General features: G+C 43.7%; 13 protein-coding genes. 8 read left to right on the forward strand and 5 right to left on the reverse strand.

The window, feature by feature from the left end:
• Positions 1–202: 202 nt before the first annotated feature.
• Positions 203–1,621, forward strand: coding sequence for a polyphosphate:AMP phosphotransferase (pap, locus tag V6E90_RS16025; protein WP_016660488.1), 1,419 nt, complete (start codon positions 203–205; stop codon positions 1,619–1,621).
• 27 nt (positions 1,622–1,648) lie between these two features.
• On the opposite strand, the gene V6E90_RS16030 is transcribed toward pap, so the two are convergent.
• Both V6E90_RS16030 and V6E90_RS16035 read right to left on the reverse strand, forming a co-directional pair.
• The gene (locus tag V6E90_RS16030; protein WP_332605876.1) at positions 1,649–2,941 is read right to left on the reverse strand and encodes an MFS transporter; all 1,293 of its coding nucleotides are present in this window, start codon (positions 2,939–2,941) and stop codon (positions 1,649–1,651) included.
• 175 nt (positions 2,942–3,116) lie between these two features.
• Entirely contained in the window at positions 3,117–3,623 is a 507-nt protein-coding gene (locus V6E90_RS16035; RefSeq protein ID WP_016542350.1) for a hypothetical protein, read from the reverse strand.
• A gap of 183 nt (positions 3,624–3,806) precedes the next feature.
• Here V6E90_RS16035 and V6E90_RS16040 point away from each other — a divergent pair, with 183 nt between their 5' ends.
• From V6E90_RS16040 to recD, 3 genes are all read left to right on the forward strand, one after another.
• Positions 3,807–7,475: an exodeoxyribonuclease V subunit gamma gene (locus V6E90_RS16040; RefSeq protein ID WP_332605877.1), complete on the forward strand. Its 3,669-nt coding sequence runs from the start codon at positions 3,807–3,809 to the stop codon at positions 7,473–7,475.
• Positions 7,476–7,478: 3 nt separating this feature from the next.
• A complete protein-coding gene (locus tag V6E90_RS16045) occupies positions 7,479–11,192 on the forward strand; it encodes a UvrD-helicase domain-containing protein (RefSeq protein ID WP_332605878.1) in 3,714 nt (1,237 codons plus the stop codon).
• Positions 11,193–11,291: 99 nt separating this feature from the next.
• Positions 11,292–13,043 (forward strand): exodeoxyribonuclease V subunit alpha, encoded by a 1,752-nt coding sequence (gene recD, locus V6E90_RS16050; protein WP_332605879.1) that lies wholly within the window; start codon positions 11,292–11,294, stop codon positions 13,041–13,043.
• 696 nt (positions 13,044–13,739) lie between these two features.
• Here recD and V6E90_RS16055 read toward each other — a convergent pair.
• Complete coding sequence (locus tag V6E90_RS16055) at positions 13,740–15,038, reverse strand: serine hydrolase domain-containing protein (protein ID WP_332605880.1); 1,299 nt, start codon at positions 15,036–15,038, stop codon at positions 13,740–13,742.
• Between the two features lie 240 nt (positions 15,039–15,278).
• Between V6E90_RS16055 and rpsO the strand changes: the two genes are divergently transcribed.
• The 4 genes from rpsO to V6E90_RS16075 all read left to right on the forward strand — a co-directional run bounded on the left by rpsO (position 15,279) and on the right by V6E90_RS16075 (position 20,837).
• Positions 15,279–15,548 carry a 30S ribosomal protein S15 gene (gene rpsO / locus V6E90_RS16060; RefSeq protein WP_004656162.1) on the forward strand — a complete coding sequence of 90 codons (270 nt, stop codon included), beginning with the start codon at positions 15,279–15,281 and terminating at the stop codon, positions 15,546–15,548.
• Between the two features lie 255 nt (positions 15,549–15,803).
• Positions 15,804–17,891 carry a polyribonucleotide nucleotidyltransferase gene (gene pnp, locus V6E90_RS16065; RefSeq protein WP_171257986.1) on the forward strand — a complete coding sequence of 696 codons (2,088 nt, stop codon included), beginning with the start codon at positions 15,804–15,806 and terminating at the stop codon, positions 17,889–17,891.
• Positions 17,892–18,151: 260 nt separating this feature from the next.
• Positions 18,152–19,474: a dicarboxylate/amino acid:cation symporter gene (locus V6E90_RS16070; RefSeq protein ID WP_004802372.1), complete on the forward strand. Its 1,323-nt coding sequence runs from the start codon at positions 18,152–18,154 to the stop codon at positions 19,472–19,474.
• Positions 19,475–19,613: 139 nt separating this feature from the next.
• Positions 19,614–20,837, forward strand: coding sequence for a magnesium transporter CorA family protein (locus tag V6E90_RS16075; RefSeq protein ID WP_023270892.1), 1,224 nt, complete (start codon positions 19,614–19,616; stop codon positions 20,835–20,837).
• A gap of 27 nt (positions 20,838–20,864) precedes the next feature.
• Here the strand turns inward: V6E90_RS16075 and V6E90_RS16080 are convergent, their stop codons facing one another.
• Positions 20,865–21,191 carry a chaperone modulator CbpM gene (locus tag V6E90_RS16080; RefSeq protein WP_004802375.1) on the reverse strand — a complete coding sequence of 109 codons (327 nt, stop codon included), beginning with the start codon at positions 21,189–21,191 and terminating at the stop codon, positions 20,865–20,867.
• Between the two features lie 11 nt (positions 21,192–21,202).
• Positions 21,203–22,147, reverse strand: a complete 945-nt coding sequence (locus V6E90_RS16085) for a DnaJ C-terminal domain-containing protein (RefSeq protein ID WP_065343657.1) — start codon at positions 22,145–22,147, stop codon at positions 21,203–21,205.
• Positions 22,148–22,287: the final 140 nt, after the last annotated feature.

Raw genomic sequence — 22,287 nt, forward strand, 5'->3', positions numbered from 1 at the left:
TCAAAGAAAAATAAAATCATAAAAGCATAGGCTGCATCATAACGGAGAACCATGACAGCATAAACTCTAAATGGATAATAATTGGTCACTATGACTGTATCGCTCAAGCGATCTACAGAAATTGTACACGGGTTTTTCTGCGATGAAAGCAGTTTTGACTATACTGATTTTAATATAAAGAATGAGCCACTTAGAGCAGCAAATGAGTAAACAACAACCCATATTTGAATTACGAGATGAAAATGAGCTTTCATTAGAACTGATTGAAGCACAATATGCATTAAAACAAAGTCGCGATAAGAAAAACGCCAAAAGTGTATTGGTGCTGGTCAGTGGGATTGAACTGGCAGGCAAGGGCGAAGCGGTTAAACAGTTACGTGAGTGGTTAGACCCCCGTTATTTAAGGGTCAAGGCGGATGCTCCGCAACTGCTCTGTAATAATCAAACTTTCTGGCAGTCCTATACCCGTTTTATTCCTGCAGAAGGGCAAATTGTGGTGATGTTTGGCAACTGGTATAGCGATCTGTTAACCACCGCGATGCATGTGTCCAAACCTTTGGATGAAAACCTGTTTGATGCTTATGTGGAGCAGATGCGCGCATTTGAACATGATCTGCAAAATAACCATGTTCATATTGTTAAAGTCTGGTTTGATTTATCTTGGAAATCGTTGCAAAAGCGTTTGGATCAGATTGATGCCTCTGAGCAGCGTTGGCATAAGTTACATGGTTTAGATTGGCGAAATAAAAAACAGTACGATACCTTGCAAGGCTTGAGCCAACGTTTTACCGACGACTGGTATATTGTGGATGGCGAAGATGAAAAACACCGTGATCAATGTTTTGCACAATATCTATTACAGACCTTGCAAGAGCTACCTGAGCATCAAACCAAAGTTACACAGAAATGGCAGCAGGCCAAAATACCTCAAGCGCTGCTTGAACCGGAGAAAGCCAGCCTAGAAAAGCAAGACTATAAGGATGAGTTAAGTAAGCTGACCAAGAAAGTGGCCGATACCTTACGCTACGATGAGCGTAAAGTGGTGATCGCCTTTGAAGGCATGGATGCGGCGGGTAAAGGTGGCGCGATTAAGCGCATCGTGAAAAAACTTGACCCAAGAGAGTATGAGATTCATACCATTGCAGCACCTGAGCGTTATGAATTACGCCGTCCTTATTTGTGGCGTTTCTGGAGCAAGCTCAATGATGGTGGCAAGATCACCATTTTTGATCGGACTTGGTATGGTCGAGTGCTGGTTGAGCGGATTGAAGGTTTTGCTTCAACGGTTGAATGGCAACGTGCGTATAGCGAAATCAATCGTTTTGAAGAAAATCTGATCGATAGCCAAACTGTGATTGTGAAAATTTGGTTGGCAATTAGCAAGGATGAACAAGCGCTACGTTTTAAAGCACGGGAACAAACGCCACATAAGCGTTTTAAGATTACTGAAGAAGATTGGCGTAACCGTGATAAATGGGATGATTATCTCAATGCTGCTGCGGATATGTTTAAACGCACAGATACCGATTATGCACCGTGGTATGTGATTGCAACGGATGATAAATATTCAGCACGAATTGAAGTCTTAAAAGCGATTTTAAAACAATTGAAGGCGGATTAATCCGCCTTCAATGGCTGGTCATATGTATTAAGTGTTATTTGCCAATTGTGGTGCTGTACTGCGCTGTTGGCGGAAAACAATTAAGGTGGCAATGAAGCTGGTGATTGCGGCAAACATCAGCCAGAAGGCGGGCATACTTTTATTGCCTGATGTTTGTACCAAGAAAGTGGCAATCATTGGGGTGAGCCCACCAAAAATAGAGGTGGCGAAGCTATAGGCAACCGAGAATCCTGCAATTCGCACTGAACTTGGCATCATTTCGGCCAGCGAAACTACCAAAGCACCATTATAGAAGCTATAGAGCAGTGAGAACCACAATAACACCATCAACATATGGGATAGGCTAATGGTATGGGTCAGCCATGTGAGCAGTGGATAAGCACTGATAAAAATCAATACAGTCGTGGCGATCAATAGCGGTTTACGTCCAAATTTATCCGAGAGATGCCCACCAATCGGTAACAAAATAAAGTTGCTCAGCCCGACCATAATGGTGGCAATTAAACTTTCGCTACGGCTTAAATTTAGAACCTCTTTGCCATAGGTTGGGGTATACACTGTAATGAAGTAAAACATGGTCGTGGTGGTGGCAACCATACACACGCCAGCCAATACAATTTTCCAGTTGGCCGTTAAGGTGCCCAGAATCTGTCGTGTGGTTGGATGTTCTTTGCGTGAGGCAAAGGCTTCTGTTTCAGCCAGTGATTTACGCAACCAGAAAATAAAGGGAATGATGGCACAGCCAACAAAGAATGGAATCCGCCATGCCCAAGCATCGACCTGAGCTTTGGTAAACACCACACTGACGATATAACCCAAAACGGCTGCGAAAATCACGGCAACTTGCTGACTGGCCGATTGCCAACTGGTAATAAAACCACGGTTATGTGGCTCCGCAATTTCAGCTAAATAGACCGAGACACCACCCAGTTCAACCCCTGCGGAAAAGCCTTGCGCTAGACGCCCCACGAAAATCAACACGGTTGCGGCAAAGCCAATACTGGCATAACTGGGCGTGAAGGCAATAATTAATGAACCGAAGGCCATAATGCTCAGGGTTACCATCAGACCACGACGACGACCGATGCGATCGGCATAAGGCCCAAGTACCAAGGCACCGATTGGCCGCATCAGAAAACTGACAGCAAATACGAGGAAGGTTTTCATCAGTGCGGCATAGCTGCTGTCTGAATGGAAAAAGGTTTCACCTATGGCTTGTGCATAGAGTCCGAACAGAAAGAAGTCGTATTGTTCAAGGAAGTTCCCGCTGGTCACGTTAAAAATTGAACGGACCCGAGAAGGAGATTGGCTAGTTTGCACAACGACGCTCCATCATCTATTTATCATCGAGATGTGGAGATTAAAAATACAATCTTGATTGAAACTTAAAAAATTAAGTGAATATTAACGTATTTGTGTGGTTTTTTTATTGATCTGTTACATCACTGTAAACACCAACATCTTACAGTGATGTGCAGAGGTGGTCTAAATTGTATCAAGCCACAATGGTACTACGACTTTTTTGCTGAATACGTTTGGCAAGGTTATAGCAATCTTGCACATGCGCTTCAGTGATTTTACGCATCATGAAATAACCAAGGCTGGCTGCGACAATTTGTCCGCCCAAGGGGATAAACTTGGTTACTTGCTTGGTGGCAATTTTCGTGAAAAAGCCATTAAAAGAGGCTTTCATTGCGGTACGTGCCACCACAAAACCCGAGAACTCAAAGCCACGTTTACGTAACTCGTCCCAATGAATTTTTTTGGTTTCAGGATCATAGACACTGATATGCTCAGGGGCGAGACCAAAACGTGCATTAATGTAGGGAATCACTTGTGTCAGCATACCCAAGTCCACTACAACATCAAAAAATGGAATTGGTACAATCGCTGCACCCGCTGACCAATAGGCTCGCTTTTTGGCGAGTTCCAGACACTCTTCACGGATCTGCTCCAAGTTTAAACTTGGATCAATCGAATCAGGAATTTTTTCAATTTTCATAAAGTTATACCTAAAGTCTATTCCTTGATAGTACATTCAATCGCATGCAATGGTGAATTTCAAAACAATTTTTTTATTTCCTTGTGTGTTTAGCGTGACATAGTGATTTGAAGTTGTATAGTGATGAATATGTACGATTTTGTGCAACTAAATGATCGTTTTGTGATGAGGTTATATTAACGCATGGGGATTCATGTTATTCAAAGTCAACGCCTTGAAGTGTTATTACAAGGTGTGATGGCATCAATTACCCAACCGAGTACGACACCCTTTCAGGTGTTTAAAACCCAGCATTTTATTGTTCCCAGTCCTGCCCAAGAACAATGGCTCACACAAAAAATTGCTGAACAACAAGGCATGACCGCCAACTATCAATTTCATCAGCGCATTCGTGGTTTTCAGTGGTATGCCTACCAACAAGTATTAGACAATAAAGAACAAGTGCGTAAAGCCAATATTCCGCGTTTGATTTTAAAGTGGCGTATTCATCAAGCCTTACAGCCTTTTATTCAATCTGAACAGAATAGCCTTGCACAAGAGCACCCTTTATATTCGATTGTGCAACGGATTTATGCCAGTGCCGATCAGTTGCAGCAAGGTACGGAAAAACAACTTAAAAAACAAAGTATGTTGTATTGGGTGGCGGAACAGGTTTCACAACTGTTTAATAACTACATGATTTATCGCGGTCATTGTCAACGCGGCTGCCAAAGCAATTGTACTTGTGCGGGGAATTGGCTATCGACGTGGGGACAGAATAAAGCCTTAAATATCGAACAACTGATTGCGCATACGGATCAACAAACTTCAGCCTTTAGCTTACAGCAAACCGAACAGTTGGAAGCATGGCAGCGTTGGTTGTGGCAACACTATTTTCACGATGATTTTGTTGAAATACAAAGTATTGATGCTGATTTCTGGCAACTTTTAGACAATCAGCAGACACGATCCCGAGCTTTGGCACAACTACCGAATCAGGTGATTGTATTTACGATTCTAGATTTACCACCGAGCCAACTGCAATTTTTACGTCGTTTGGGACAGTATCTAGATGTGGTGATTCTGCACTATAACCCATCGCAGGAATATTGGGCCGACAGTGTTGATCCCCTCTGGAAAAAGCGTTATGACCTCGGCGTGAAAGAGCGTTATATTGCGAAACATCCCCATGCCAGTGATGCAGACATTGCTGCATTCTTTGACAGTTTTAGTTTGGGTTTTAATGCCTTAAATCGAGAATCTCGGCATCCCTTACTGACACGGTTAGGTAAGCAAGCGCGGGACCACTTTTCGCTGTTGTCGCAACTGGCGACAGGAGAAGAGGGTAAATGGGTGGATGCTTTTGAGGATTATTTCCCTGAAACGTTACTCGGTAAAATTCAGTCGGACATTTTCTATTTGGCAGAACCTCAGCCCCAGCAATATGAACTTGCACCTGAGGATGAATCCATTCAGATCCATGTTTGCCACTCCAGTGTGCGACAACTCGAAGTCTTAAAAGAACAGTTACTGCATTGGCTATCTCAAGCAGATAGCAATCCACGCCGTCCGAGTGATGTGTTGATTTTGACTCCGAACCTAGCTGAACTTGAGCCCTTGATTCGCAGTGTTTTTCCTGCGCTGGCCCATGAGCATGAGGTGTTCTTACCTGTAAAAATTGCAGGGGTGGCGCAGCTAGATGCGTTAAATGCATGGCGTGCTGTACTTGGGCGCTTGCAATTGACACAGGGTCGTTTTACGCAGGATGACTTTGCCGATTGGCTCAATCTGTCTGCGACGCAACAACGTTATGGGCTGGATTATACGCAGGCACAACGGATTCTGAATTTACTCGACGATGCTGGCTTTAAACGTGGTTTGGATGCTGAGCATTTAAAACAAACGCTCAGTGATGATGATCAAGACTATCGTTATAGCTTTAAATTTGCCTTGGATCGTTTGGCTTTGGGGATTGCAGTACCCGCCCATGTGATGGTGCAGGAGATGCTCAGTTATGCCTTGGTACAGCCAAGTGATTTTGAACTGATTGGGATTGTGATTCAGATCTATCGCGATTTAGCGCTACGACGTGATTGGTTGCTGGCACATGAACAAGGCCAACGTTTGCCGGTCGAGTTTTGGCTACAGCGAATCAAAGCGGATGTACAGGAGTTTGAACAAGCTGATGTGGTGGCTTTGAAAGCAATTCGTGAAATTATTCAGAAACAAGAGCGGATGCTGACTTTGGCCAGCTACTACGAAGATGCTGAAACCCAGTTGCGCCAAATTTCTTTGCCATTGCCTTATATCATCGAAGAAATTCAACGTGCTTTAGAAAGTCAGTCCGCACAAGTGGAGCCGACTGGGCAAATTACCTTTAGTCAGATTGGACAGATTCGCCCGATTCCTTATCGGCTGATTGTGTTGCTGAACTTGGATACAGGCAAATTTCCAAATCGGGACAGTCATATTCCGTTTGATTTGATGGATGCACTGCGTCAGCAATTGGGTGATCGTTCTCGTTTGGAAGACGATCAAGGCGCATTTTTAGATGTCGTGTTGTTGGCACAAGAACAGGTTTGGCTGTTTTATAATGGCTTTGATCTCAATGATGGCGAAGTCAGAGAGCCATCCAGTGTGTTGCAGGGCTTCCGTGATCATTTGGCTTTGATTGTCAAACCAGCGCCCTCTAAATCTCTCCCAGAAGAAGAAACTTCATTTGAAGACAGTCTTCCTTTATCCGAAGCGGACTTAGCTGGATTGGAGGCATTACAAGTCCCTGCACAGCTTTATCCGTTGTATCATTTACATCGTCTACAACCGTTCGATCCACTCGGCTTTGTTTCGGATCGACCTGTACGCTTTCAAGACCAATGGTTTAAAGTCGCGTCACAGATTCAGCAAGTCAAAGGTGAGCGGCAGGCGTGGGCCAATACTGCCTATCCCGTTGAACAAAATGAAATGATTATTTTGGAGAGTCAGCAATGGATTCAGGATGTTACTTTCCCTGCGCGGCTGTATTTAAAGACCTTAGGTGTGGAAAATTTAACTGCACAAACATTGCTTGATCAAGCTGAACCATTATTACTCGATGGTCTCGGTAAATATGCCATTCGGCATTTTTTACAGCAGCAGGATGAGCAGCTCTCTCCAAGTCTGTTGCAAGATCAGCTGCCCGTTGGCAAAGTTCAGCACAGTGCTTGGCAGCAAAGTCGCTTAGAGCAGCAACGCTTGTTGGAGCGCTTGCAGCAATATGCCCCAGCACCGACTGAAACCACGCAACGGGTTTGGCGCGTCTCGAAACAATTACAAATCGCCTGTGTGACCCCGAAACAACTGAGCCAAGATTGGGTCAGTTTGGATGCATCCAGTGCACGTGCCAAGCGCTTTGCCAAAGTCTGGCTGGAATATCTGCTTTGGCTGGCGCTAATCAAGAGTGACACTGCCACAGCGAAGCGCCGAATTGTGGTGTTTAGCGATCAGACAGTGATTTGTGAAGGCTTAAGTTCACAACAGGCACAGCATTATTTAAATGCATGGTTACAACTTTGGCACGATGCACAGCAGCAGCCTGTGGTCTTGCCTGCTGCCTTAGTGTTAAAGCCTTTGGAAAAGGGCAAACAATATGAGTGGATTGAGCTGGATTCAACTCAGGTTTTAACTGAAGAGAGTCAAAAGCAAGTATTGAAGGACTGGAATGATACGGGGGATTTCTCGGGTTTTGATATGACTCAGAATGAAGCCTGTAAATTGCACCGCGATTGGCAGTTCATTTTGCAAGAGCAAGATGCAACCGCTTTATTGCAATATGCCTGTGATCATTATTCCTATGCGTTGTATCAACCGATTTTTGAATTTTTACGGGTGGAGTAAGACATGAACTCAAAGTATCCAGTGTCTTATCAGCCGATTGGAGATATTCAATTTGAAGGCTTGCATCTGATTGAAGCCTCAGCGGGGACAGGTAAAACCTATACGCTATCCAGTTTGATGGTACGGATTTTTTTAGAAAAATATCTGCCCAATCAGGTGATTGCCACCACCTTTACCCGTGCTGCAGCCGCAGAACTTAAAACGCGTATCCGTCTACGTCTGGTTGAAATACTGTCGTACCTAGAACCTTTTCGTGATGTATTGGAACAAGATATTCAAGCACAGGCAGTACAGGAGGCTGATCCGTTAAAACAACAGGTCTTACAAAACTTTGCACCGCGGATTGCCTATGCCTGTGAACGGCTCAAATTGGTCATCGATCAATTGGATGAATTGTTTGTTGGAACCTTGGATAGTTTTAGCCAAAAGCTATTGCGTGAGTTTGCCTTTGAGAGTGGCAAAATCGAACGCGCTGAAATCACTGAAGATGCCAAAAGCTATACCCGTCAATTGATTCATGATGTGTTGCGTGAATGGATTCAGACCCAACCCCAGCAAGTGATCAATGCGCTGTATAGTGTGGGGGGGCTAAAAAGTGTCGATCATTTTGTTGGGATGGTCGAAAGTTCGCTGAATTTTAGTTCGGCACAATTTAAACTGCCTGCTATGCCTGAAATTGAGTTAGCTCAGTTGCAGCAGTGGCAACAGCAAGCACAGCAGATTGACTTGAGCAGCTTGGCGGAATACTTTCAGTTAGAAGGTGCCTATTATGGGCATATTAATGGTGCTTCTTTCCGCAATAACGCCTTTCATAAACTGTTTACAGAATCCTTGCCGCCCTTATTAACTGCACTCAATAGTCCTGAGAATATACAGATCTTTGATGCCTATTTTGCCGATGCACGTGATGCGGTATTTAAGTTTTTAGACAAACTCGAAGCACAAAAAATTTTTAAGAAATGCCCTGCTGAAATTGCCGAAAGCTTCTATCAACATCCATGCGTGTTGCAACTGCAAAAGCTGTTTCAAGCTGTGCAGCAGACTCAGCAAGAATTTGAGCAATTACAGGTCTATTTAAAAGCCTATTTATGTATTGAAGTCAAAAAACGCCTACCGCAAGTGTTGCAACAAAAGGGCGAGACTACTTTTGCTCAACAAATCAAGACCTTGTCTGAAGCTTTAAAAGGCGAGCAAGGACAATCTTTTGCGGTATTTGTACAGTCACGCTACCCATTGATTCTAGTCGATGAGTTTCAGGATACCAACCAAGACCAAGATGATATGTTGGCCAGTATCTGGCGTCATCCACAGCGTTATCAAAAAGGTTGCATGATCATGGTCGGCGACCGTAAGCAGGCGATTTATGGTTTCCGTGGTGGAGATATGCTGACCTTCCTGAATGCCTATCAGGATATTATGGCCAAACAGGGGCGTGAGTATAAGTTGATTCATAACCACCGTTCGGTGAAAGAGCTGGTGGAAGTGGTGGATCTGCTGTTTCAGCGCCAGATCGATTTTGGTGAGCAGGTCAGCTATGACCCGATTCAAGCGGGTTCACGTCCACACCCCGCATTGATTGAAAATGCCCAACCCAATCTAATGCCTTTACGTTGGTTGCACTTGCAAGAAGGCAATGAACAGGCCACACAGGTGGCGTGGCAGATTCAGCATTTACTCAACCAAGCCTATTTAAAGCAATTGTACTTAGAGGGTGATGTTCCGACTGCGATTGATGAAGATGATATTGCCATTCTTTCACGTAGCCATCGCCAACTGGATGAAGTGCAATATGTATTGGAACGTATGGGGATTCGGGTCAACCGACCTTCGAAACGCAGTGTGTTTGATTCCAGCATTGCACAGGATGTGGGAGCCCTGCTCACGGCGTTGCTTCATCCTTATGATGAAGCCAAGCTCAAACGAGCTTTGCTCAGCCGTTTATTTGGCTTTGATCTTGCTCGATTATTGGCCTTAGAACAAAGTGCAGAAGGTTTGAGTACATATATTCAGCAGTTTGATGACATACGCGAAATGTGGCTGAATCAGGGCTTTTTATCGGCATGGCAGCGTTGCCTAAATCAGTTTGGTCTTTGGCAACAACTGGTGGCAACACAAAGTAAAGACAATGAACGTGCCGTGGTGAATCTACGCCACCTCACTGATCTCTTGAGCCAGCACAGTGAACATGTACAAGGGATGCAAAACCTGTATCACTGGTATTTAAAACAATTAAATTCACCAAGTGATCGTGATTGGGAGCTTGAACACAAGCTGTCCAGTGAAGCGGGCGTGCAACTGATGACCATTCATCAGTCCAAAGGCTTGGAGTTTAAAATCGTATTTTTACTGGGGGCGAATAAGGCCTTTGCTGAAGTGCAGAAAACACTGAATTTTTCTACCACTGAAATCCAGTTGCCCGAGACAGGTCAGACGCGTACTCAACGTGTCGTGGCTGTGGCGGATAAAAACTTTTTACAGCAGATTGAGCTGGATCAACATCAGCAACGTGCTTTAGCAGAACAAAACCGGTTGTGGTATGTGGCGCTGACACGTGCCAGCCATCGGGTCTATGCGGTATTTGAACCAGAAAAAGGCGATAAAAATAAATTTTCAGGTTTAGCTTTTTGGAAGAATCAAGGCGATCACTTTCAACATCCCTATAGTACCGATGCTGCGCTCATCTTAGAGCGACCACAAGCCTTACAGATGCAGCAAAGCCAACAACAAATTGCACTGTCGGCTCAAGCGTTGCCGACACAACGTTTTTATGCACGCGGAAAAACTAGCTTTAGTTATTTGGCACAGCATCTAAAGCATAAGGCCACTCGGGCGGATCGTTTGGCCAATATCGATACCAATTTTGAGCAAGCAGAAGATGAATTAAATTTTGCTGAAACGGAAAAAATCGCCACGGCTCAGCCAATTGCTTGGATTAAACAATATTTCCCGAAAGGGACTTTGGCTGGTAATTTCCTACATGAGATTTTTGAGCAGATTGATTTTCAGCAACCCCAAACCTGGGTAGAAGACATTCGCCGTCGTTTTAAAAATACCTATCAAGGCTTATGGTTAGAGCTGTTGCAACAGTATCAACTGCATTTTCCTGAACAAGAAAATAGCGAGCAGCAACTGTATCAATGGATTGCTGATTGGCTCAATGAAGTATTACACACGCCACTCAATCAGGGCTTTCAGTTAAAACAATTAGCTGCAGGACAATACTTGTCGGAATGTCCATTCTATCTGGCTTTATCTGATCGAGTGCTGGCGATGCAGCGGGTACAGCAGCTATTTGAGGAATATGGCATCGAAATGCCTGAGCTGCTTGAGGCTAAATCTGCCCGTTACTTGAATGGCTCCATTGACTTGGTCTACTTCGATGGTCAGCGTTACCATATTGCCGATTATAAGAGTAATTATTTAGGGGCAGAGCAACTGGATTATCAAGCTACTCAAATTGCAGAAAGTATGTCGCTGTCGAGTTATTGGTTACAAGCGGCGTTATATCTGGTGGCATTACATCGTTATCTATCGGTGAAATTGCAGGATTATGAGATGCAGCAGCATTTGGGTGGTGCATCTTATCTGTATTTACGCGGCATGAATGGGCAGGCGCAGCAAGGCTGTTTCTACTGGAAGCCTGAGGATGAGTTTATCTTACGTCTGGATGCAATACTTGGATATTTTTCTGAGGATAAAGCTGGAAAAATGGTGTAGATAAAGTGTGTGATTTTAAATTAAACAAAAGCTTAGCTTGTGAATAACTCTGTTTATAACCTTGTGGACAAGCGTGTGGGTAAGTTTGAGGATAACTCTGTGGACAAACAAGTTGATGATCAGTCAACGCAAATGACGTGGTTAAATATGTGGAGTGACTATCTCTCACAAGCACCATTTTCTCAATCTGCTCAAGCAGTTAGCGCTGCACAACTATTACAACAATTGGTTGAAGCCAGTTTACAAGGCGACAGTTGTATTGAGGTTGAGCCAAGTCAGATTGCGGCATTGGCGGATTTGGCTGTTTCCAGTGAAATCGCAAGCACGCAGGTTGCCCCATGTGTCTATGATCAGCAGGGCTTGGCATTATACCGATATTGGCATCTAGAGCAACGCCTTGCACAACAGATTTGTCGATTAAAGCGACAAACGATTCAGGTTGTTGATGCCGAACATTATCAAGACTTGCTCAGTGATGAACACCAGCAGGCTGCACTGAAAATGGTGTTGCAACAAGGTCTGAGCATTATTACCGGCGGGCCAGGGACAGGGAAAACCTATACCTTGGCACGTATTATTGCAGCCCTCAACCAGACCATTCCCGATATTCGTATTGCTATGGCAGCACCGACAGGCAAAGCCGCACAGCGTATGCAGGAAGCATTACAAAACTCTTTTAATGATCCAAAATTATTACAATCAGGGCTCGTCACTGATGAGTTGCGCAATCAAACCACGCAGACCTTGCATCGTCTACTGGGCATGGGCAATCGACAAATACCACGCTTTCATCCCAAACAGCCTCTACCCTATGATGTGATTGTGGTGGATGAAGCCTCAATGCTGGATTTGAATTTGGCAACCCTGTTATTCGAGGCAGTCCCAGATCAATGCCGACTTATTTTGCTCGGTGATGCCAATCAATTGGCTTCTGTTGATGTCGGCTCGGTTTTGGCGGATTTACAGCAAGTACAGGCATTGGCTGAAAATCGAGTCCAGCTACAGACCAGCCGTCGTTTCTCTGGTGAAGCCAAGATTGGACAATTTGCACGATTTATTCAGGCACAGCAACATCTAAGCGACCCCGATTTAGTCTTATCAAAACTAGAGACGGAAATTGTTCAGGCTGCACCTTTACAAGCCATTTGTTTGAATAAAGATATGCCTGACCTGATCCAGCTGGAATATTTACCCGAGCAGCAGCAGGTGGATATTGAACCTTATCAACATCAGTTAATGGCTGGATTTCAAGCCTATATTGAAGCTTTAAAACATTATATACAGGCAGATGAACCTACTGAGCACATCCAGAACGTGATTCAAGCCTTTGATGATTATCGAATCTTAACGGCAGTTCGACATGGGCCGTTGGGAATCGAGCAACTGAATCGTTATGCGGGGCATTGGCTCAATCAGCAACTCAAACAAATCGCTGTCGGAGATTGGTATATCGGACGTCCTGTAATGATGACCTATAATGACTATCAGCTTGGGATTTCTAATGGTGATATCGGGATCTGTTTTAAGCATCGCACCCAGTCACAGCAATTCGAAGTCTTTTTCCCGAGCTTAAATAAATGGATTGCAGCGCATCGACTGCCACGCAGTATGCAAACCGCCTTTGCTTTAACCATTCATAAATCACAAGGTTCGGAATTTACCCATACTGCGATTGTTTTAGATGCGCATGCCGAGAAGCTGTTGAGTCAGGAATTGATCTATACCGCAGTCACCCGTGCTAAAAAAGTGGTGAGTATTTTGGCTGACGCACCTGCATTACAGCAGGCCTTAACGATACGGACTGTTCGACGCAGTGGTTTAGTGCAAAAGATCAATTTGAACAGATTGTGAACTTATTCTTCAGAATTCACTATTTTGTAAGTAAAAGCTTACAAGGATTCGAGATATTGTCGCTAGAGCAAGCGCAAGGTTTTTGAGATTATGTACACACAAAGAGCCTAGCATGGAAAGCTAGGTAAATCGCAAAAATATAACAATAACGTCGTATGACAGCGAACTTACAGTGAAGTAAGTGATAAAAGAGGAAACTTACAGCCGCTAAGCCTTGTAGTTTTGGGAGAGACTACAGGGCTTTTTTATTTTCATCTCAAAATTCGCTATAAAATCAAGATAATCCATATACTATTTAGGGTTTTTGAGCATAGGTGAATATTCACGCTTTAAAAATCTGCATTGGTTTTACTTCAATTGCATCTTCAAATAAAAGGAAGAAATATAAATCTTCTTGTCTGACAATTTTTTGTTATTATTAAGTTAAATGTTATACAGACTTGTACGTTTTTTCTTACACAGAGATAAGAGAAATGCTATTTTTCTCCATAATTGATTCTGACAGAATAGTCGGTATAGAGAAAGCGAATATGTGTTAAAAACAATAAAGAAAAGGATGGGTGATGAGCATTCAGAGGGTTTGAATGGTGTAAGAAAAAAGAATAAAAAACAACAAAAAAGAATAATGATAAATCTAAGCGCAAAAGCCCAAGTTTAACTTGGGCTTTTTTGTGCGCGGCATTCTAGTGGCTATCCTTAAACCAGGTCGGCTTCAGTACGATCGGTTGCAAATAGGGAGCGACGTTGATTTTTCGGAATTTTAGGACAATTGGTGGAGATCTGGTACAGCGTTTTTGCCAGTGCAGGTAAGTGCGTACCGACGACCGATTTACCTGTCGTCAGTAGCGATACACTAATATCCCGTTCAGGGTCAGCCCAACACAGAATATTCGAGAAGCCAATATGGCCAAAAGCCTGTCCTGTCATTGGACCAAATAGACCCACAGGGTTGCTGCCAAGCATTGGACCCAGTGCATAACGCATCGGTGCCAATAAGGTTCGGTCTAAGCTAATCCCAGAGGTTGGCAGGGTGGAGCGAAATACCGTTTGAGGACTCATGATTTGTTTGCCCTGATACTCACCACCACTGAGCAGCATTTCAAAAAATCGCCCTGCTTGTTCTGCACTGGTATAAATATTCCCCGCAGGACAAATGGTATCCATGAAGCGAGTATCATTGGTGACATCAACAGCGAGTTGCAAGCCACCACCGAGTACATGATTGAGATAATGATCTGTGCCTAAACTTGGATGAATCCCCGTCGCATAGTTCAAAGCAACATCAGCACGATATTCAGGTTTTAAACCATAGTTGAAATAATCCAAGCCCATTGGTTTTTCAATGTGTTCAGCCAGAAACTCGCGAACGCTTTGACCTGTTACACGTTGCACGATTTCACCCAGAATATAACCTGCAGTCACCGCATGGTAGGCAAGATGAGTTCCTGAAGGAGAAACAGGTTTGGCGGCACAGAGCAGTTTTAAAATATCATCTTGGTTAAATAGAAGTTCTGGTGTGACTTCAGTGTCGATACGTGGAATACCACCACGATGGGAGAGCAGATGGAAAATGGTCGCCCGACGTTTACCATTCACGCCATATTCAGGAATGTAATAACTAATCGGATCAAGTAAATTGAGCTCACCACGTTCATCTAGCAGATGAATCAACATCGCCGTGACCATTTTGGAGGCAGAGAACAGGCAGACAGGAGTATCTGGTGTCCCAATCTTGGCATCGGTGGCTAGGCCATCTGGAGAGTTACCTTGCGCATAGCCAATACTGCGGTTGAGAAGAATCTGCCCCTGACGACGTAGGCATAAGCTAATGAGTGGATAATTCCCCGTTTTATATAGACTTTCAACACTGTTCCATATCTTTTGAATCTGTCTTTCGGTCATGCCCCCCAATTCAGCTGAGACTTCATCTTTGCTGCGAATGACTTGACTGAGGTCATGCGGCACATAACAGGTATTGGTTGATAAAATTTTCACGATTCCCTCGCAATATTTTCGTTTTCTTTCTTCTCTGTCATAAATTGAAAACAGAATCAGGCTAGTGTGCCTATTTTGTACAGCGCTGTCAGCTGCCGAATTGCCAGCGGATATAAAACAATTTTGCAATATAGCGATAGATCACTTAAAATAAGCGCCTTGCTGTAGTGATGCACGGCAGTCGGTTGGTTTCAACTGATCATTATCATTTTATTTTTGTAAGCATCTCGGAGAAATCGAATGGCTTTAACTAACACTGATCGCGCAGAGATCATCGCTAAATTTGCTCGTGCTGAAAACGACACTGGTTCACCTGAAGTACAAGTTGCTTTATTGACTGCTCAAATCAATGATTTGCAAGGTCACTTTAAAGAACACAAACACGACCATCACAGCCGTCGTGGTTTGATCCGTATGGTTAACCAACGTCGTAAATTACTTGACTACTTAAACGGTAAAGATCACGGTCGTTATGTTGCTTTGATCGGCGCATTAGGTTTACGTCGTTAATTCGATTTTACTTTGTTTTCGCTATTTCGCATGTTGCTATGCTTTATCGCTGAAAAGAGAGTTTCATCTAATTTATCTTAGATGACTTTAGAAGGGGCGCTTGTTCGCTCCTTCTTTGTGTTTAAATTTATTTAAAATTTTGATCTAGTGCGATGGCTTCTAAGCTTTGTCATTTATCTACACAGCAGTTGTAGTCTGAATGCCAAACCTTAGGGGTCTCACTAGAATAAAACTAGGAAAATATAATACATGTCAATGTTTAATATCGTTCGTAAAGAATTCCAATTTGGTCAACACCAAGTTGTTTTAGAAACGGGTCGTGTTGCACGTCAAGCAAATACAGTTTTAGTTACCATGGGTGGCGTGACTGTTCTCGTTGCGGTCGTGGCTCAGCCTAAAGCAAAAGCGGGTCAAGACTTTTTCCCGTTAACTGTTAACTATCAAGAAAAACAATATGCAGCTGGTCGTATCCCTGGTGGTTACGGTAAGCGCGAAGGCCGTGCGTCTGAAGCTGAAACTTTAATCTCACGTCTCATTGACCGTCCAATCCGTCCATTGTTCCCGGAAGGTTATTTCAACGAAATCCAAGTAACAGCAACTGTTGTTTCTTCGGATAAGACGATGGATGCAGATATCGCTGCAATGTTGGGTACTTCAGCAGCATTGTCGATTGCGGGTACACCTTTCCGTGGTCCAATCGGTGGCGCACGTGTTGGTTTAATCAACGGTGAATACGTTCTTAACCCGAATTTTGAACAATTGGCTCAGTCTGACCTAGACTTGGTAGTTGCAGGTACTGAATCAGCAGTATTGATGGTTGAATCTGAAGCAAAAGAGCTTTCAGAAGACCAAATGTTGGGTGCGGTGCTTTTTGGTCATGACGAAATGCAAATTGCAATTCAAGCGATCAAAGAATTTGCTGCAGCTGCGGGTGCGGTTGAATCGACTTGGGTTGCACCAAGCAAAAACGAAGCATTGCTTGAGCAATTAAAAACAGCTTTTGAAGCGAAAATTTCTGAAGCATATACCATTGCAGTTAAACAAGACCGCTATGCGGCACTTGATGCACTTTATGCAGAAGCCGTTGCTCAGTTCGTTCCTGAAAATGACGAAACGGGTATTGCGGATGAAGTAAACGAATTATTTGAAGACCTTAAATACCGTACTGTACGTGACAACATTTTGTCAGGTAAGCCACGTATTGATGGCCGTGATACTAAAACTGTACGTGGTATCGACGTACAAGTTGGTGTATTAGATCGTGCACACGGTTCTGCATTATTCACACGTGGTGAAACGCAAGCCTTAGTGACAACCACTTTGGGTAATACCCGTGATGCGTTAATGGTTGATACTTTAGCGGGTACAAAAACTGACAACTTCATGTTGCACTACAACTTCCCAGCTTACTCTGTTGGTGAAACGGGTCGTGAATCAGGTCCTAAACGTCGTGAAATCGGTCATGGTCGTTTGGCTCGTCGTGGTGTTCAAGCAGTTCTTCCTGCAGCTGACCGCTTCCCGTACGTGATCCGTATCGTATCTGATATCACTGAATCTAATGGTTCATCTTCTATGGCTTCTGTATGTGGCGCTTCATTGTCACTGATGGATGCTGGTGTACCATTGAAAGCACCAGTTGCGGGTATCGCAATGGGCTTGGTTAAAGAAGGCGAGCGTTTCGCAGTTCTTTCTGACATCTTGGGTGATGAAGATCACTTGGGCGATATGGACTTTAAAGTTGCGGGTTCTGCCAACGGTATTACTGCACTTCAAATGGACATCAAGATCGAAGGGATCACTGAAGAGATCATGGAAGTGGCATTAAACCAAGCATTTGCTGGTCGTATGCACATCCTGAATGAAATGAACAAAGTGATTTCACGTGCACGTTCAGAAATCAATGCACATGCGCCAACCTTCGAAGTAATCAACATCAACCCTGACAAGATCCGTGACGTGATTGGTAAAGGTGGTGCGACCATCCGTGCGATTACGGAAGAAACTAAAGCAGCGATTGATATCGAAGATAACGGTACTGTACGCGTGTTTGGTGAAACTAAAGCAGCTGCGAAAGCTGCGATTGCGAAAATCCAAGCGCTTACTGCAGAAGTTGAGCCAGGTACCATCTATGCGGGTAAAGTTATTCGTATCGTTGAATTTGGTGCATTCGTCAATATCATGCCAGGTACTGATGGTTTGCTTCACATTTCACAAATCTCAAATGAGCGTATTGCGAATGTGACTGATGTACTAAAAGAAGGTCAGGACGTTAAAGTACAAGTTGCTGATGTCGACAACCGTGGTCGTATCAAGTTGACAATGAAAGACATTGAACAAGCTTAATGCTAGCAAGCATTTTGCTTAAAAAAAGCGCATTGTTTTAACAATGCGCTTTTTTATTAAGTGAATGATTGTTAAGAACATAAAAAACTGAAACTATAAACATAAAATTTCTTGATATTAGACATTAGTCTAACGCTTTAATTGTGCGCCTCACAATTAACGTAGAATTCCCCAAATTTCCGTGCCTGCCTGCGTTTATGTGGTTTTAGATAGACAGTCGGAAGTCTATTTGTTCATCCCAATATGAAGGAATATCGCACATGCTTGTCGATCATGTCGCCACAGGTCAAGATGACCAACAGCCTCCCAAGAAACCAAAGTTTTATCAGATTCTTTATGTGCAAGTGATCTTCGCCATTGTCGCGGGGATATTGTTAGGTCATTTCTTCCCAGAATTGGGTGAAAGCTTAAAGCCACTGGGCGAAGCCTTCATTAAATTAGTTAAAATGATTATTGCTCCCGTGATTTTCCTGACCGTTGTGACAGGGATTGCGGGAATGAAAAACCTCGGCAGCGTAGGTCGGGTGACCGCGAAGGCCATGATCTATTTCTTGACCTTCTCCACTCTAGCTTTGATCGTGGGTTTGATTGTCGGAAATGTGATTGAGCCAGGTCATGGTTTGAATATTGATCCAAGTAGCTTGCACAGTACCAAAGTTGATGAATATGCTGCCAAAGCACATGAGTCGACCATTACCGGCTTCTTGATGAATATCATTCCAGATACTTTGGTCAGTCCATTTGTATCCGGCCAAATTCTTCAAGTTCTGTTTGTTGCGGTATTGTTTGGTTTGGCATTGGCAAAATCAGGTGATTTAGGTCGTCCAGTCACTGATTTTCTACAGCAGCTCACCACGCCAGTATTCACCTTGGTGGGTATGTTGATGAAGTTTGCGCCGATTGGTGCATTTGGTGCCATGGCCTTTACCATTGGTGCTTATGGGATTAGCTCAATCGGTAATTTGATGTTGTTGATTGCGACCTTCTACATTACTGCTTTGCTGTTCGTGATTATTATTCTGGGCGCAGTGGCACGTTATAACGGCTTCTCGATCATTGACCTGATTCGTTATATTAAAGACGAACTTTGGTTAGTCCTCGGAACAAGTTCATCAGAAGCGGCATTACCGTCATTGATGGCGAAGATGGAAAAAGCGGGCTGCGAAAAGTCGGTGGTGGGTTTAGTGATTCCAACCGGTTATTCATTTAATTTGGATGGTACCAATATTTATATGACTTTGGCGGCATTGTTTATTGCCCAAGCTTGTAATATTGAGTTAACCCTCACTCAACAAATCACCATTCTATTGGTGGCGATGTTGAGCTCTAAGGGTGCAGCAGGGATTACTGGTGCGGGCTTTATTACCTTGGCTGCAACCCTGTCTGTTGTTCCTGCAATTCCAGTGGCGGGTATGGCATTGATCCTTGGTATTGACCGTTTCATGTCAGAATGCCGTGCATTAACCAACTTAGTCGGGAATGCTTGTGCCACAATCGTGGTAGCCAAATGGGACAATGCCTTGGATAAAGAGCAACTTGACCAAGCTCTTAAATATGGTGTGGTTGAGAAGAAAGAAGTGTAATCTTCCTAATATTCGGAAAAGCCTCCATGCTGTGCATGTGGGGCTTTTTTATTGGATGTCGTTTCAGTCCTGTAATAGCCTAGCTTTTTATCTGGCTTCGTGGCAGCATTTCTATCGCCCTTCTAATGTCTATTGTCCTATGCAACTTTATTATTTTTATCGTCATAACAGTGAAAATACGATTTTTATCAGTGCGGAACAACAACCAGAACATACGCTTGAATTTTTATGGGTGGATAGTCTTAGACAAGATCTGGTGAATCATACTGAGGTTTGGCAGAAGAATATTTATGAGCATACAGGACTGGTACTGAATGAATTCCATTTGCGGGATCTACTGAATATTGAGCATCCTTGTGCATTTGATACGGTGGAGGAATATGACCTACTGGTGTTCCGCAAACTGATTAGCCCAGATGACCAGATTTTGGCAAATGAGAGTACTTCAGAATCACATGAAAGTGTTTTTGGTTTAGCGACCACACCTATGAGTTTTATCTTAACGCCCACCGTTTTGGTGAGTGTGAGAGAGCAGGGCAATCAGGCAGTAGAGAGTTATATTCAACGCATTCAGACCATTATGGGGCGACCAATTGCAGAGCAGAATAAACCACGTAAATTAGCCAGCACCCCCGCAGATTTATGCTTACGCCTATTGAATAGCATGATTGATGGTTATCTGAATTTACGTACACCCTTGACCCGTCGGGTCGAGTATTGGCAACAACAACTGTTACAGGGTAATCGTCGTTTTAAGCAGTGGCATCAATTGTTTCATGAAGATATGGCCTTTCAGCAAATCGAAAATCTTTGCGAGGAGCAAATCGAGACCTTACAGGAGTTCAGAGACGAGCTGGTCGACAATTACCATCATGTGGTGGGTGAGCATAAGCATAAAGCACAAGATATTCTGTTGGTACGCCTGAACGATTTAATGAGTCATGTAGAACGGGTGCAAAAGCATACGCTACGTTTAAGAAATGCGATTCAATCGGCCATCGATTTACACTTCTCTGCGATTGCCAACCAAACCAATGAAAACATGCGCATCTTGGCAATTATTACCGCCATCTTTGCACCACTGACCTTGCTGACTGGGGTCTATGGGATGAACTTTGAGTTTATTCCAGGGTTGAAATCACCGGTTGGCTTCTGGATCATGCTTGGGGTCATGCTGATGAGTACAGTCATGCTACTGTATTATTTTTATCGTCAACATCTGGTTGGACGAGGAGAGCGTAGTGTGATTGATTTACTGGCTCAGCAACATCGGCAACGTAATTTTAATTTGTTGTGGTTTCTGGACTACGAACCGATTAAGCAAACGTTGAAAGAAGTGGAGAAAATGACCAAGCTAAAATAGGATGGGCTTGGTCATTTGCAGGATGGCTTAATGAAAATGTTTGAGCTGTTTACGCAGCTGTTGCACTTCATCGATTAAATCCAACATCACTGCGACGGCAGACAGACTGGCATCAAAGTCGCGTTGCAGACGATAGGCCCGTCTGGCTCGGCTGACATCTTCACCAATAAACTGATAGCTTTGTGGTTCAACAGAGATTTGCAAAATATCATAATCAATCAGCTTGAGTACCCAATCGGTACTTTGACCACATGCTTCGGCGAAGTGCTCAAGATCAAGTGCCAATTGTTCATCAATGATTTCAACTTGGCTATGACCGTCATATTGAATTTCTTTGTATTGAATGGTTGTCATGATCTTACTCCTTAAGAGGCACGGGGTTTGAATGCAGCAAAGGCATCGGCAAATTGTTGGTAGGCCTGTTGCTCTTGCTCACTGTGCGCTGGCGGTAAAACAATATTAATAATCAGGTATAACTGCCCGGCAGTTTTGTTGGGAATGCCTTTGTCTTTTAAGCGTAACTGTTGCCCATTCTTGGCATTTTTCGGTAAGTTCACTTTGAGCTGCCCAGCAGGAGTACTTAGTTCGATGCTTTGGCCCAAACCAGCTTCCCAAGGGCTGACATCAATAGTCTGATACACATCAGCACCTTCGACTCGAAGACGGTCGGTATCTTTATATTGAATCTCAATATACAGATCACCATTTTCTCCGCCGTTAACACCACTTTGGCCTTGACCATTGAGGCGGATTTGCTGACCTTCCTTCATGCCTTTTGGAATCTTAACCTCTAGGGTTTTCCGTTGCACTTCAGGTTCACCATACACATTGTAGGTTGGGATTTGCAAGGTGATCTGTTGAGTTGCGCCATGGTAGGCAATGTCTACATCGACCTGAATACTGGCGTGCTGATCTTCACCACGATAACTGCGTTGCTGGCGTTGAGAGCGCTGTTGCCCGCCACCAAAGCCTGAGCCAAAGCGACCAAATAAGTCTTCAAAGCCACTAAAGTCAGCGCCATCACCTGAGCTTTGACGATAGAACTGTGAACCGTCAAAACCACTATGCTGGCCTTGGCCCGCATTAGAAAAGCCCTGAGGATGATCCAGCATTTGGTCATATTCTGCTTTTTTAGTACTGTCACTCAAAGTGTCATAGGCGACGTTAATCGCCTGCATTTTAGCTTCAGCATCAGTTTCTTTGCTAATGTCAGGATGGTATTTACGTGCCAGTTTCCGATAGGCTTTTTTGATTTCATCTGCTGTGGCGTCTCTTGAAACACCGAGCTCTTCATAATAATTTTTTGCCATGATTTTAATAAAGATAATAATGTGTTTCTTTCATTATGAAACGAATCCAAGAGATTTCAATGGATTCGATTGTATAAGACTTGTTCCGCTGCGCTTCAAGCACAGTGGATAAAGAATTTAGACTGGTATTGCGGTGATTG

Source organism: Acinetobacter sp. ESBL14, assembly GCF_036668815.1.
Lineage (GTDB): Bacteria > Pseudomonadota > Gammaproteobacteria > Pseudomonadales > Moraxellaceae > Acinetobacter > Acinetobacter gyllenbergii.

What these genes read in the sequence shown, in the direction of transcription:
- pap (WP_016660488.1), top strand. Translation starts at nt 203, where the DNA reads ATGAGTAAACAACAACCCATATTTGAATTACGAGATGAAAATGAGCTT.
- V6E90_RS16035 (WP_016542350.1), bottom strand. Translation starts at nt 3,623, where the DNA reads ATGAAAATTGAAAAAATTCCTGATTCGATTGATCCAAGTTTAAACTTG.
- V6E90_RS16040 (WP_332605877.1), top strand. Translation starts at nt 3,807, where the DNA reads ATGGGGATTCATGTTATTCAAAGTCAACGCCTTGAAGTGTTATTACAA.
- V6E90_RS16045 (WP_332605878.1), top strand. Translation starts at nt 7,479, where the DNA reads ATGAACTCAAAGTATCCAGTGTCTTATCAGCCGATTGGAGATATTCAA.
- rpsO (WP_004656162.1), top strand. Translation starts at nt 15,279, where the DNA reads ATGGCTTTAACTAACACTGATCGCGCAGAGATCATCGCTAAATTTGCT.
- pnp (WP_171257986.1), top strand. Translation starts at nt 15,804, where the DNA reads ATGTTTAATATCGTTCGTAAAGAATTCCAATTTGGTCAACACCAAGTT.
- V6E90_RS16070 (WP_004802372.1), top strand. Translation starts at nt 18,152, where the DNA reads ATGCTTGTCGATCATGTCGCCACAGGTCAAGATGACCAACAGCCTCCC.
- V6E90_RS16075 (WP_023270892.1), top strand. Translation starts at nt 19,614, where the DNA reads ATGCAACTTTATTATTTTTATCGTCATAACAGTGAAAATACGATTTTT.
- V6E90_RS16080 (WP_004802375.1), bottom strand. Translation starts at nt 21,191, where the DNA reads ATGACAACCATTCAATACAAAGAAATTCAATATGACGGTCATAGCCAA.
- V6E90_RS16085 (WP_065343657.1), bottom strand. Translation starts at nt 22,147, where the DNA reads ATGGCAAAAAATTATTATGAAGAGCTCGGTGTTTCAAGAGACGCCACA.